The following is a 12,582-nucleotide window of genomic DNA, read 5'->3' as shown; positions in this document are numbered from 1 at the left end:
TAACACTTGCAAGGCTTGCTCGGGTTAGAGGTTGGACGATTGATCGGAACATATGGACTGTGAGCGATAACATCGATCACGTCAAGATGTGACGGGCGGGTTTCCGGGAGAAGTCCTCCGAGCGGTGCAAGGAGTTCGGACGGCGCTACGCGGTGACCGACTCGCCCGCCAGTGCCGAGAGCGCGTTCCGCAGGGTGGCCGCGTCCGGCGTGCCGGTGAAGACCTTCGCCACGTAGCCGTCGGGGCGGACGAGAACCGTTTCGGCGCCCGGTTCCGCGGGGGCGGCGACCCGCACGCGCTCCTCCCAGCCGGTGACGTCGCCCGAACCCACCAGCACGAAACGGCCACCGCGCAGTGCCTCGTACAGCCGGGTGCCGTCGGCGAGAGCCGCGTCGGGCATCCGGGTGCCGGTCAGCCGGTGCTCGCCGGCGGGGGCGGGGTAGCGGAAACCCAGTGCGGACAACCTTCCCGTGAGCCTGCGGTGGATCGCCGGGACGCGCAGCGCGGTGCCGCCGGCCAGGCCGCGCAGCACACGCGCGAAGCGGGAGCGCGCCATCGCCAGGCGGATCATCGTGCCGCTGATCCGCAGGACCTCCTCGCCGACCGGGTGGCGTTCGGCCTGGTAGGTGTCGAGCAGCGCGTCCGGGGCGCCGTGGAGCACCGCCGCCAGCTTCCAGCTCAGGTTCGCCGCGTCCTGCAGGCCCGTGTTCATGCCCATGCCGCCCGCGGGGGAGTGGACGTGCGCGGCGTCGCCCGCCAGGAACACGCGGTCCACGCGGTAGCGCGGCGCCTGCCGTTCGTCGCTGTGGAAGCGGGACAGCCAGCGGGCGTCGTGCATGCCGAAGTCGGTGCCCAGCGCCCGCTTCGTGATCGCGCGCACCTCGTCCAGCTCCAGCGGGGTGTCGTCGGTGACGTCGGTGCGCCGGTCCCACGCGAAGACCCGCCACCAGCCGTCACCGAACGGGGCGATGAACGTGAACTCCGAGCCGGACCCGTTGACGGTCAGCGTGTCCGGCGGTGTCTCGCGCAGCCGCACGTCCGCCAGCATGATCGACTTCAGGACCGACTTGCCCGGGAACGGCAGGCCGAGCGCGTGGCGGACCGCGCTGTGGAAGCCGTCGGTGCCGACCACGTAGCGGGCGCGGTACGTGCCCTTGGTCGTGTCGACCTCGGCGCCGGTGGCGTCCTGGCGCACCGCGGTCACCGCCGCGTCGTGCACGATCTCCACCCCGGCCTCGACCGCGCGGGCCAGCAGCGCGCGCTCCACGTTGTACTGCGGCGTCACCAGCATGTACGGGAACCGGCTCGGCAGGGTGCCGAGGTCCACGTGCACCCGGTCGAACAGCCGGATGTCGGTGACGCGCCCGGCGCCGGTGCGGTCCAGCTGGTCGACCAGCCCTCGGGCGTCGAGCAACTCCAGCGTGCGGGCGTGCACGGCGAACGCCCGCGACAGGTTCGACACCCTGCCGTCCCGCTTCTCCAGCACCGTCACCGCGACACCGGCCTCGGCCAGGTCGCCCGCCAGCAGCAGTCCCGTGGGGCCGGCACCGACCACGATCACCTCGGACATGTCCGTCTCCTTCTGGTCAACAGTTGTTTGCCAACGCTCGTTGGCAACGTTAGGGCCGTCGGCCTCGACATGTCAACAGGTGTTGGCCTACAGTTGTTGACATGACGGAGACGGGCAGTACGGACACCGGCAAGGCGCGCCGCTCGGACGCGACCAGGGCGGCGATCCTCACGGCCGCAAGGGAGCGCTTCGCGGCGGACGGCTACGAGCGCGCCACGATCCGGGCGATCGCCGCCGACGCGCACATCGACCCGTCGATGGTCATGCGCTATTACGGCAACAAGGAGAAGCTGTTCGCGGCCGCCGCGGAGTTCGACCTGCGGCTGCCGGACCTGACCGGCGTGCCGCGCGAGGAGGTCGGGACCCGGCTGACCGCTCACCTCGTGGACCGCTGGGAGCACGACGACACGCTCATGGCGCTGCTGCGGGCGGGGGTCACCAACCAGGCCGCGGCCGAGCGCATGCGCCAGCTCTTCGCGGCTCAGCTCGGGCCCGTGGTCGCGGCGCTGGTCGCGGACCGCGCCGAGGCCCCGCTGCGGGCCGGGCTGGTCGCCACGCAGGCACTGGGATTCGCGCTGACCAGGTACGTGCTGTGCCTGCCGCCGGTCGTGGCGCTGGACCGGGCCGCGGTGGTCGCGTGGCTGGGCCCGACGATCCAGCGGTACCTGACCGGCGAGCAGGACGCGTAGGGCGAGCGCTGCCTCCTGCCGCGCCCTGCGGCTCGGCCGCCGATGACTCCGCACCGGGGTCAGCCGGCGAGGAAGCCGACGAGCAGGCGGTTCACCCGGGCCGGATCGTCCTCGTGCACGTTGTGCCCGGCGCCCGGAACCACCTGCACCTGCGCGCCGGGGATGCGCCGGCCGTACTCGTGGGCGTAGGACACGGGCAGCCACTGGTCGTCCTGTCCCCAGATCACGAGCGTGGCGGCGGTGATCCGCTCCAGTCCCCGGTCGAGGGGGCCGTAGTCCTGGCTGCGGACGAGCTCGACGAAGGCGCTTCGCCGCTGTGGTGCGGACAGCCAGGCCCACGTCTCGTCGACCACCTCCGGCGTCACGCGCTCCTGGTGGGAGAAGGCCGAACGCAGACTCTTCTCGAAGTCCGCGCGCCGCATCAGCTTCACCGCGGCCTCGCCCACCACCGGCACGCCGAACAACGCCGTCTGCGCCGCCGGTTCCTCGTCCAGACCGGGCGAGTCCATCAGCACGAGCCTGTCGACCCGTTCGGGATGACGCTCCGCGAAGGACAGGCTCCACGCGCCACCCCACGAATGCCCGACCAGCGACGCCTTCCGCAGACCCACGGCGTCCAGGAACGTGCCGATGGCGTCCGCCATGGCGGGGATCTCGTACGAGAAGTCCTCCGCCGCCTCCGTGTAGCCCTGGCTCGGCAGATCGACGGCGTAGACCGTGTGGTGCTCGGCCAGGGCCGGGATGGTGTCGCGGTAGGAGTGCTGCCACTGGGCTCCGCCCGCGATCAGCACCACCGGTGAGCCCTGTCCGGTTCTGGTGTAGTGGAAGCGCGCCACAGGAGTGTCGGCGTACAGGGACTGAACGCTGCTCAGGTAAGGCGAACGGTATCCGTCCACAGCGGACGGTTGCCACGCGTACGCGATGAACAGCAGCGCCGCCACCGCCACCGCGATAGTGCCTGCCACCCACCGCGGCCACCGCCGCCTGCGGGCAGGTCGTCCGGGCGCCGTCTCGTCAACTGCGATCATGATCTTCCTCGGTTCCGGGAGTGCTACGCAGAACTGGACGAGGCGGCACGGTCCGATGTGACAGGTGATGATCCAGATCACCCGTAGTGGCTTCGGCCGTCCTGAAGGCAGCGCCGGAAGAAGCCGATCTGGTCGGTGAGGGCGCGTTCGCGCGCGGCCGGGTCGGTGTAGAAGGTGAAGTGCGAGCCCGGATAGCTGCGCAGCTCTCCGCGCGGAGCACGTTCGGCGAGCTTCCGGGTCGTCTCGACGGGTGTCTCGCGGTCGTCGGCCGCGACGCAGACCAGCAGCGGCATGGTCAGCCGGGAGGCGGCCTCGTCCGGGTGGTAGCGCATCATGCCGAGCAACGCCCGCGGCGCGACGCTGTTGCGCCACAGGGAAGTTGCCTCACCACTGGTGAGCGCCTGGACGTGCTGCTCCGCCTCGGGCGTGGCCGCGACCGCGAGCTCGCCGGGCCGGCCGACCATGGGGATGTAGTAGGGCCGCAGGCCGAGCTTGCCGCGCAGCGCGTCCCAGCAGATGGCTCCCAGCAGCCGCAGGGTCTGCCACGTCGACCGTCCCTCGACGCGCCTGGGGAACCCGTTGAACGGGATCTGCGCCACGACCGCGGCGATGCCGGAGTCGCCCGCGGCGACGGAGATGGCGTGAGCGCCGCCGAGCGAGTTGCCCCACAGCACGACGGCGCCGCTGTCGACCTGGTCCTGGTGACGCGCGAACGCGATCGCCGCCCGCAGGTCCTCCTGCTGGCCGTCGACGTCGACGACCTGCCGCGGTTCACCCGCGCTCTCGCCGAAGCCCCGGTAGTCGAACACCAGCGCGGCCATCCCCTCGGCGGCGAACCGCTCGGCGTGCGGGAACAGCCGGTCCATCGTCCCGCTGAACCCGTGGCACAGCACGACGCAGGGCAGCCTGCCCGCCGGGGCGGCCGGGAGGTGGAGGTATCCCGCGCACGTGGTGCCGGACGACTCGAAGGTGACCTTGATCCGCTTGTCCATGACTCCGCTCCCCAGCAGACTGACCCGTGGTCAGCATCCTAAGCACAATTTTGACCATCGGTAAGTAGATGTCGCCGAGGATTTCGAGGAGCGGGATGAGCACGACGCCGGAACGGATCCTGCTGGCCGCACGTGCGCTGTTCGCGGAACGCGGCTACCGCGCCACGTCGATGCAGGCCATCGCGGACCAGATCGGCATCACCAAAGCGGCGCTCTACTACCACTTCGCGTCGAAGGACGAGCTCCTCCGCCATCTCACGCTGCCGTTGCTGGACGAACTGGAGGCAGCGCTCGGCGACGCCGAGTCCGCCGGTGATCCGGAAGCGGTGCGCTGGCGTGCCATCGAGGGCTACGTCGACGTCTACCTCCGTCACCGGGAAACACTGCTGATGCTGGTCAGGGACATGACGTTGCTGGTGCAGGCGCCGGTGGCGGACCGGTTCCGCGCGGCCATCGCCCTCGCCAACGACCTGGTCTGCGGGCCGCGGCGCAGCCTGGAGGCGCGGGTCCGGGCAGCGCAGGTGGTCGCCGGGCTGGGTGATCCGGTCGTGCTCTTCCTCGACGTGCCCCCCGAGCGGATCAAGGGCCTCATCCTCGACGGTGCAAGGGCTCTGCTGGGGCCTTCCGGGTCTGCGTCTGCGGAGACAGCCGAGAGCCCGCGCCCCCGCGGACGTCCACGAGGGCGCAACGGCGGCCGGCGCCCGGCGTTGACGGAACCGCAGTCGCAGCAGGTCCGCGAGATGTACGCGGCCGGCCGTCCGGTGCCGGAGATAGCCGAGGAGATCGGTGTCTCCCGGGCGACCGTCTACCGTTGTCTCAAAATCTAGTTTTGATTCTGAAATCAATCGGAGGGCCCTCGGCCGCGCCCCGACCGGCCCTTGTGGACTGTCGGCTGGTTGCGCGAGGAGTGTCGTCGAGGCTCGGCCGTTCGCGGATCCGCGAGTCGATGGTGGCCTCGTCGTGTCCAACCTGTGCGGGTGATGCGGTTAGGCTGGTCCCAACTGCTCGGAGGTTGCCGTGGACGGCGCTGTGTTGCGACCGGGTGATGTGCTGGCGGCGGCCGAGAGCGCACCGCCGGTGGAGTCGGTCGAGGTCGTCGCGCGGGATCTGGCGAAGCGGTTCGAGGCCGTCGACGTGTCGTTCCTGTTGATCGACGTCGGTGACGAGCGGCTGGTGCGGCTGGCTTCGACCACGTGGGAGCTCGGCGGGGGCGGCGCGGAGAGCGTTGAACTGCGCGACAGCGTCTACGAGGAGGTGTTGCGCACCCAGCGGCCGTGGCAGGGGCAGGACGGCGACGGGGTCCGGGTGGTGCTGCCGGTGACCAATCGCGGCGACTGCGTCGGGGTGCTGGAGGTGACCGTGCCCTCGCTCGACGACGAGGTGCTGGCGCAGCTGGCGGAGGCCGCGCACGCACTGGCCTACGTCATCGTCACCGACCGCCGCTTCACCGATCTCTACCACTCCGGCAGGCGCACGACGACGATGAGCCTCGCGGCGGAGATCCAGCACCAGTTGCTGCCGACGGCGTCCTGCTGCGAGGCGGCCCAGTTCACCGTGGCCGGCGCCCTGGTGCCGGCGCACGACATCGGTGGCGACACCTACGACTACGCCCTGGACCGCGACGTCCTGCACCTGTCGATGACCGACGCCGTCGGTCACGACGTGGGCTCGGCGATGACGGCGACTCTGCTGGTCGGTGCGCTGCGCAGGTCCCGCCGGGCCGGCGACGGCCTGGTGGAGCAAGCGCAGCAGGCCAACCTCGCCCTGCTCGACCACCGCCTGGGATCACTGGCGACCGGTCTGCTGGTGCGCGTGGACCTGCGCGACGGCGCGGTCGAACTGGTCAACGCCGGCCACCCAGTACCACTGCTGCTGCGCGCGGGCGTGGTGGAGGAGCTCGACCTGGAGGTGGACCTGCTCTTCGGCGTGAAACCGCATCCCTACCGGGTGCAACGGCTGAACCTGCGTCCCGGGGACAGGCTGATGCTGCTCACCGACGGCATGTTCGAACGCGACGCCGAAGCCGTCGACCTCCCCGCGCTGCTCCGCAACACCGAGGCACTGCACCCCAGGGAGGTGGTGCGGGCGGCGACCAGGGCTGTGAGGCGCGCCTACCGAGATCATCTCCAGGACGACGCCACCGTGCTCTGCCTGGACTGGCACGGGATCGGCCGCACCGAACGCCAAGCCGACAACGGCGCCGACACGGACTCCGCCTCGCCCTCGCGCCCGGCCATCACATCTGGCTGACCGCGAACCGTCACCGCCCGCACCTCCCCGGTGCGGGCAGGGGCGCTGACGAGATCTCAACGATGTCCGCCGTCATCGTTCCGCGGCCAGGCCGGGGACCACGTCGAACTTGCGGTCCAATCCGGTGAGCCTGAGCGGCCGGAGAACCGCGCGGGTGCGTGCCACCACGATGAACTCGACCTCAGCGGTCACGGTCGCCTCCCACACGGCCATCAAGGTGGCCAGGCCGGTCACGCCGAGGAAACTCACCGCGGTGAGGTCGACGATGAGATCCGGACCGGCCTTGCGGACGTGTTCCTGGAGACGGGTGTGCAGCACTGAACCACTGCGCGCGTCGACCTCGCCGAGAACCGCGATCACGACGGACCCTCGTCGGACGAACTGTTCTGTGACGGTGAATCGCGCGGTGCTCGGGGATCGACCTGGCCGGCGGGAGGCACTGCGGGCGATCGCGGACGCCCTGGGCAGATGTGCGGTGCTCACGGGATTCTCCTCGGGGAACCGTGGCGACCGCGGGGTCCAGGCGGGCGGAGGGCTGAGAAGCCGCAGGTTAGGTGCTGGCGGAGTCCTCGCACAAGCCACGCCGGGGTGCTGCCACTCGATCGGGTCGTCATATGTGCCGTTCAGCCGTCACTTCATCGCGTTGAGTTACGCGACGGAGTGGATCGCCGTCCCCTCATCGGGCCCCGTCGGCGAGCGGAGGTCGCCTGGATGTTCTCGCGCACAGCGTGGGTGGCGTGCCACGGCTCCTCCGGCGAGAGCCGTGGCGGCGGATACCGGTCACGTCGTCAACGACGTCGTCCGTCCCCGTTCAACGCTGGGGCTGGTCGTGCTCGGTCAGAGCGGGGACGGACCTCAGTGCGCGGTTGTGGCGCGGTTCGGTTCGGGTCTTGGCCTCGTCGACCTGCCGGATCAGCTCGTTGCGGACCTCGTTCAGCGCGGCCGGCAGATCCGGCTCGGCTGAGGTGGCTACCAGGTGCAGGCGGGGAGTGCGGTTGATCCAGCACTCCAAGGTCACTCGTTGCTCGACGCCGCGACGGTCCTTCACGCTGATCTCGAGATCGACCTGGTCGTCGCGGAACGAGCGCAGGCGCGCGCCGAGCGCGGACAGGCGTTCCACGACCCAGTCGCGTTCGTTCGAGAGGAAGCCGGTGGCGAGGTGCAGCCGATTGGTGATCACCGCGGTGTCCTCTGGCAGTTCGCTCATCTGGTCACTTGTCCTTTGTGGAGTGTTGCTCTGCCGCCGTCGGATGACGGTGCGGGGTCAGGGCGGTGATCAGGCCGCGCAGTGACGTGGAGGCCAGCCCGATGGAGGCATCGCTCGCGCCGTAGGGGATCACGAGCGTGTCGCCGTGCAGCAGGGCGCCGCACGAGTAGACGACGTTGGGCACGTAGCCGTCGCGTTCGGTGGCGGCGGGCAGCAGCAGCGGTTCGGGCAGTGTCGCCAGCACCCGCTCGGGGTGGTCGAGGTCGAGGAGCATCGCGCCCATCGAGTAGACCCGCACGGGGCCGACGCCGTGGGTCAGCACGAGCCAGCCCTCGGGAGTCTCGATGGGCGAACCGCAGTTGCCGACCTGGACGAGATTCCAGTCCCGGCCGGGCACTTCCACGGGGTGTCCGCCGTTCCAGGTCCTGATGTCGCCGGACGTCACCACGGCCGAACTCTCGCCGTCCCCGCGCGTCAACGCCGCGAACTGGCCGCCGATCTTCCTGGGGAACAGGGCCATGCCCTTGTTGCGGGCGGCCGAGCCGGTCGTCTGTGTGACGTTGAAGGTGCGGAAGTCGTCGGTCTGCAACAGCTGTGGTGCGACATCGACACCGTCGAAGGCGGTGTAGGTGGCGTAGTAGGTCTGCTCGCCGTCATCGTCGGTGAAGCGCACGAATCTGGCGTCCTCCATGCCCTGGCGTTCGGAAGGGCCGGTCGGCCAGAGCACCCGCCCGCTGATGGCGGTGTCGTCGGGGAACTCCGAGGTGTAGTTGCACGCGGCGATCCGCCGGACCAGCTCGACGGTCCGGTGCGCCTCCTGCCGGGCGACCAGACTCGGATGCAGGCCGGCCAGCACCAGGTCCAGTTCGGCGTCGGTGAACCGCGCGGGCAGCCACCGGTTCAGGACCGCGGAGACCTCGTCGTCATGACCGAACTCGGCGAGTTTGCCTTGGAAGAGGCTCTTCTCGTGCACGGCCTCCCGGTGCAGTCCGGTGGCGACGACGTTCGGGGGTGTGTCGACGGTGATCGCACCACCGGGTCCGATCACCCCGGTGCGGAACCCGATCGAGGACAGATGGCCCTCACCGATGCCGCGGACGCTCAGCACGAATCTCAGCTGTTCCGGTGCCATCCCGCTCTGATCGGGATGCGTGACCATGGACGGGTTGCAGAGCGCGGCACCCTCTACGGAGTACTCGTGGGTGAAGTACGCGCCGATGAGCAGCCTGCGGGACTCGGACAGTTCGACGTCGGGGGACAGGCGGTGGCTCACGCTCGCGAAGTGGTCGGCGAAGGTGCCCCGGACGTTCCGGTGCCTGCCATCGAACATGCGGATCGTGCGGTCCAGCACGGTGCACGCCGTCTCCTCGTCCAACGCCATCACCCGCCGGATCACGGCCGCGGACCGTGACTCGTGCTCGGGCCGCTCCTCTCCCGGCACGAACAGCTTGGTGATGACACGGCGCGGGTCCGCTCGCAGGCGCAGCGAGGTGCGTGTCACGCCGGCGTTCATTCGTCGCTCCCCAGCAGGGTGCGGCCGTGCTGCAGCGTGGAGATCAACGCGAGCGTCGACTCGGCGCCCTGGTTGTGGTTCGGGCCGTCGGGGGTCAGTCCGTCACAGCCGCCACCGGTGGTCCTGTCGCGCACGGGCACGCCGAGGTCGTTGTGACCGTCGAACCACGCGACCGCGCGGCGGACACCGGTGAGCCACCTCGGATCGCCCGTGACCTGGTGGGCCCGGGCACAGGCGTCCGCGAGCGCGGCGACCTCGACAGGTTGCTGGTCGAACGCCGGGCGGGGTTCACCGATGCGCCAGCCACCTGCCGGGGTCGGTGAGAGGTGCGCCTCGCGGGTCTCGACGGTGAGCAGCCATTCGAGCAGTCGCAGGCCGTCGTCGCGGATCTGGGGATCTTCGAGGAAGTCGCCCGCGGCGATCAGCGCCTCCGGCAGTGCGGCATTGGCGTAGAAGAGCCGGTGTTCGGGCCAGGGCCAGTCCGGTGTGTCGCCGGGTTCGCCGACGTAGGAGGAGACGTCACCGAGCAGCTTGGCCGCGAGGGAGTGGCCGGGGTCGACGCTCAGCACCTCGGCCGCGCCCAGCGCGGCGAAGGACATGGACCGCACCGACGGCGGCCGGTGATGGGCACTTCTGTCGAAGCAGGCCAGTGCCGCGTGGCGGATCCAGGGCACCGTGCATCGGGCGGCAGCGGTACCCAGACCCCACAACGCGCGACCCCACCAGTCACCGAGCCCTGGCGCGTCCTGCCAGCCGCGGTCGGGGCCGAGGCGGTTGTGGAAACGTCCGTCACGGGCCTGTGCGTGAGCGGTGAAGGCGAGATAGCGCTCCACCAGTAGGACCAGGTCGGCGGGCAGCTCCGGGTTGCGGCACAGGACGACCAGGCCGCGCGCGACGTCGTCCAGGCAGTAGCCGTGTTCGCGGCGCGGCAGCGGACCGTCGGCGTGCTCGTACAGGCCTGTGTCATCGCTGAGCCGGATCAGGTGGGCGAAGTCCGGACCTGTCACGTGGTCACGACGACTCGGGCGGCGAGCAGGCGCTCTGCCAGGCGCCGGTACCGGTTCGCGACGGCCGACCAGCTCAGGGCCGGGGCGAAACCCGCCGAACGTTCGCTCATCCCGGCTGCGAGTTCCGGTTCGGTCAGCACCCGCCGCAGCGCCGCGGTGATGGCGGCGGGATCGCGGTGGGGCACCAGCAACCCGGCTCCGTCCGCCAGCAGTTCGACGGCGTGCGGGAACTCGGTCGCGACCACCGGTCTGGCAGCGGCCAGGGCCTCGATCAGCACGCCGGACGTGACCTGTTCCGACGAGTCGTAGGGCAGCAGGACGACATCGGCTCGGCTGACCAGGTCCGCCAGCGCCTCGACCTCGAGGTAGGTCGGATCGAACTCGACCAGGTCCGCGACACCGAACGCGGCTGCGCGGTTGCGCAGGTTCCTGCGATAGGTCTCGCCCTCGTGCGCCAGCACCTTGGGATGGGTCTGTCCCGCCACCAGGTAACGCGGCTTCAGGTCGCGCAGCGCGCCCAGCGCCGAGATGCCCCACTCGATGCCCTTGCCACGCCCCAGCAGACCCCAGGTGAGGATCATCGGCCGGTCGGCGGACGGAGTGCGAGCGGGAGGCCTGACGGGGAGCGCGCCGTGCGGGATCACGACGACCTCGTCGGGCCTCTCGACGGCGTAGCCCTCCACGAGCCGCTGCCGCGCGGCCTTGGACATGGTCACCACGGCATCGGCGTGGCCGACGACCTCTTCGAGCACCTGTCGCTGGCCGGGCGTGGGCGTGGTGAGCACCGTGTGCAGGACGATGATCACCGGCACGCGCAGCCGGGCGAGCACACCGAGCACGTCCTCGCCGTCGCGGCCGGCGTAAATCCCGTACTCGTGTTGCACCACGACCATGTCGCAGCGGTTGAGCGCCTCGGCAGCCGCCTCGACCGCGCCAGGAGTCATCTGGTGCACCATCGGGGTTCCCGCGATCGCGACCGGCTCGTGGTCCGGCTCGGTGAGAACGCGGACCACCTGGCCCGTGCTTCCCGGCGTCACCGCGGTCAGATGGCGCAGCAGAGAAGCGGTGAACGTGGCGAGCCCACATTGCGTGGGCGGGTACGTGCTCAGAAAACCGTAGGTGCGAACCACGAAGCGGGCCTTTCGGGTCGACGGAAGTGGATGCTCCACTGTGGACTGTGCAGGTGGGTGGTCAACGCCCCTGGTCCGGGTCGTGACCGCGCAGTCTCAGCACGCGCACCTCGACCCGGGCCCTGCGCGAGGACGGCGTGCGGCGATGCTTTTCCGCCGCGGCCAGGTCGATGGCGCGCACTGGTTGTGAGACGAACCCGTCGAGTTGAGTCCGGCGCCAGTGGTCGACGAGGTGGTGGTAGCTCAGCCGCAGGACGTCGCCCAAGCCGGTGAGTGCTGTGCGCCAACGCCGTTCGGGGATCGGGTCGGCCGCAGGGGCGACGGGCAGGTGGGATGCGGACATCATTCCGGGACTTCCGTCCCCGGCCGGGAAAACAGCCGCTTCAGTTCTTCGCCGGGTACGACATGAGCTTGACCGCCCAGGTGCGAGGTGTTCCGGCAAAATTGACTGTACACCCGATCGAGCTTTGCTCGGCAAAATGCGTGGACTGGCTTTTCAAACATCGATTTTCGCTGGTGGAGGTGCTTCGGTGCTCCACCGAATGCTGTGCGCGAAATGCTGTGAGCGCGTGACCTGGTGGTGAATCAAGCAATGCGGAAGATCGCGGAATCTGGATTCGTCTCGTCCGTGGGACCGCACCGTGCTCCGGCGCGTCAGCGGGAAGGTGATCGATCTGCTGCGGAAGTTCCGTTACGGCGAGTGCGTGAACGCTGCTGTGTTCACTCGCTCGTGTCGACAAAGTGATGTCCGGTTTTTCCTTGCTTGGCAGGGGTAGCTGGTTTCAAGACCGCTGACCACCCGGAGGTAACCGATGCCGTCCCAACCAAGTGCGCGCCGGCGCGTCGCACGCGTTGCCGCGATCGCTGTGGTCGTGAGCGTTCTGGTTCCGGCGACCGCTCACGCGGAACAGGGTTCGGAGGACCACGCTGCGGGGTCGCAGATCGCGAAGCACGAGGGCACCGGCGAGATGCTCATGACACCACCGGATCTCGGCGCCGGCAACGTGGGTCGCGTGGACGGGATCGACGTCAGCAGCCACCAGGGTGACGTCGACTGGGGGCACTGGTGGCGTGCGGGCAAGCGGTTCGTCTACATGAAGGCGACCGAGGGCACCGGCTACCGCAATCCCAAGTTCACCCAGCAGTACAACGGTTCCGCGGCCGTCGGCATGATCCGCGGCTCGTACCACTTCGCT

13 protein-coding genes are annotated in these 12,582 nt (G+C 69.8%); 4 read left to right on the top strand and 9 right to left on the bottom strand.

The genetic code is table 11. The features are described 5' to 3' along the window. Nucleotides 1-145: 145 nt before the first annotated feature. On the bottom strand, nt 146-1,570 hold the full coding sequence (locus tag ORI60_RS00065; RefSeq protein ID WP_266032423.1) for an FAD-dependent monooxygenase: 1,425 nt from the start codon (nt 1,568-1,570) through the stop codon (nt 146-148). A gap of 101 nt (nt 1,571-1,671) precedes the next feature. On the opposite strand from ORI60_RS00065, the gene ORI60_RS00060 reads away from it, so the two are divergent. After that, entirely contained in the window at nt 1,672-2,259 is a 588-nt protein-coding gene (locus tag ORI60_RS00060) for a TetR family transcriptional regulator (protein WP_266032421.1), read from the top strand. A gap of 59 nt (nt 2,260-2,318) precedes the next feature. Here ORI60_RS00060 and ORI60_RS00055 read toward each other — a convergent pair whose 3' ends face one another. Beyond that, entirely contained in the window at nt 2,319-3,287 is a 969-nt protein-coding gene (locus tag ORI60_RS00055) for an alpha/beta fold hydrolase (protein ID WP_266032418.1), read from the bottom strand. Between the two features lie 77 nt (nt 3,288-3,364). Continuing rightward, the gene (locus ORI60_RS00050) at nt 3,365-4,279 is read right to left on the bottom strand and encodes an alpha/beta hydrolase (protein WP_266032415.1); all 915 of its coding nucleotides are present in this window, start codon (nt 4,277-4,279) and stop codon (nt 3,365-3,367) included. A 95-nt stretch (nt 4,280-4,374) separates the two neighbouring features. On the opposite strand from ORI60_RS00050, the gene ORI60_RS00045 reads away from it, so the two are divergent. Beyond that, nucleotides 4,375-5,106, top strand: coding sequence for a TetR family transcriptional regulator (locus ORI60_RS00045; RefSeq protein WP_266032412.1), 732 nt, complete (start codon nt 4,375-4,377; stop codon nt 5,104-5,106). Nucleotides 5,107-5,296: 190 nt separating this feature from the next. After that, entirely contained in the window at nt 5,297-6,529 is a 1,233-nt protein-coding gene (locus ORI60_RS00040) for a PP2C family protein-serine/threonine phosphatase (protein WP_266032409.1), read from the top strand. A gap of 72 nt (nt 6,530-6,601) precedes the next feature. On the opposite strand, the gene ORI60_RS00035 is transcribed toward ORI60_RS00040, so the two are convergent. The 6 genes from ORI60_RS00035 to ORI60_RS00010 all read right to left on the bottom strand — a co-directional run bounded on the left by ORI60_RS00035 (nt 6,602) and on the right by ORI60_RS00010 (nt 11,732). Continuing rightward, complete coding sequence (locus tag ORI60_RS00035; protein ID WP_266032406.1) at nt 6,602-6,889, bottom strand: STAS domain-containing protein; 288 nt, start codon at nt 6,887-6,889, stop codon at nt 6,602-6,604. 451 nt (nt 6,890-7,340) lie between these two features. Further along, a complete protein-coding gene (locus ORI60_RS00030) occupies nt 7,341-7,736 on the bottom strand; it encodes an HPF/RaiA family ribosome-associated protein (protein WP_266032404.1) in 396 nt (131 codons plus the stop codon). Between the two features lie 4 nt (nt 7,737-7,740). Continuing rightward, a complete protein-coding gene (locus tag ORI60_RS00025) occupies nt 7,741-9,249 on the bottom strand; it encodes a glycoside hydrolase family 130 protein (protein ID WP_266032401.1) in 1,509 nt (502 codons plus the stop codon). Beyond that, nucleotides 9,246-10,256, bottom strand: a complete 1,011-nt coding sequence (locus ORI60_RS00020; protein ID WP_266032398.1) for a hypothetical protein — start codon at nt 10,254-10,256, stop codon at nt 9,246-9,248. Before ORI60_RS00020 ends, ORI60_RS00025 begins: the two co-directional genes overlap by 4 nt. Beyond that, on the bottom strand, nt 10,253-11,386 hold the full coding sequence (locus ORI60_RS00015) for a glycosyltransferase (RefSeq protein WP_266032395.1): 1,134 nt from the start codon (nt 11,384-11,386) through the stop codon (nt 10,253-10,255). Before ORI60_RS00015 ends, ORI60_RS00020 begins: the two co-directional genes overlap by 4 nt. Nucleotides 11,387-11,447: 61 nt before the next feature. Further along, entirely contained in the window at nt 11,448-11,732 is a 285-nt protein-coding gene (locus ORI60_RS00010; RefSeq protein WP_266032392.1) for a hypothetical protein, read from the bottom strand. A 526-nt stretch (nt 11,733-12,258) separates the two neighbouring features. Here ORI60_RS00010 and ORI60_RS00005 point away from each other — a divergent pair. After that, nucleotides 12,259-12,582, top strand: a 324-nt coding sequence (locus ORI60_RS00005; protein ID WP_266032390.1) for a glycoside hydrolase family 25 protein, incomplete at its 3' end; no start/stop codon positions are given.

The organism is Lentzea sp. NEAU-D7 (assembly GCF_026242055.1).
GTDB lineage: Bacteria > Actinomycetota > Actinomycetes > Mycobacteriales > Pseudonocardiaceae > Lentzea.
The sequence above is the reverse complement of the archived record's forward strand: the minus strand, read 5'-3'. Positions and strand labels throughout refer to the sequence as shown.

Coding starts and splice junctions, on each gene's coding strand:
- ORI60_RS00065 (WP_266032423.1), bottom strand. CDS start 1,570: ATGTCCGAGGTGATCGTGGTCGGTGCCGGCCCCACGGGACTGCTGCTG.
- ORI60_RS00060 (WP_266032421.1), top strand. CDS start 1,672: ATGACGGAGACGGGCAGTACGGACACCGGCAAGGCGCGCCGCTCGGAC.
- ORI60_RS00055 (WP_266032418.1), bottom strand. CDS start 3,287: ATGATCGCAGTTGACGAGACGGCGCCCGGACGACCTGCCCGCAGGCGG.
- ORI60_RS00050 (WP_266032415.1), bottom strand. CDS start 4,279: ATGGACAAGCGGATCAAGGTCACCTTCGAGTCGTCCGGCACCACGTGC.
- ORI60_RS00045 (WP_266032412.1), top strand. CDS start 4,375: ATGAGCACGACGCCGGAACGGATCCTGCTGGCCGCACGTGCGCTGTTC.
- ORI60_RS00030 (WP_266032404.1), bottom strand. CDS start 7,736: ATGAGCGAACTGCCAGAGGACACCGCGGTGATCACCAATCGGCTGCAC.
- ORI60_RS00025 (WP_266032401.1), bottom strand. CDS start 9,249: ATGAACGCCGGCGTGACACGCACCTCGCTGCGCCTGCGAGCGGACCCG.
- ORI60_RS00010 (WP_266032392.1), bottom strand. CDS start 11,732: ATGATGTCCGCATCCCACCTGCCCGTCGCCCCTGCGGCCGACCCGATC.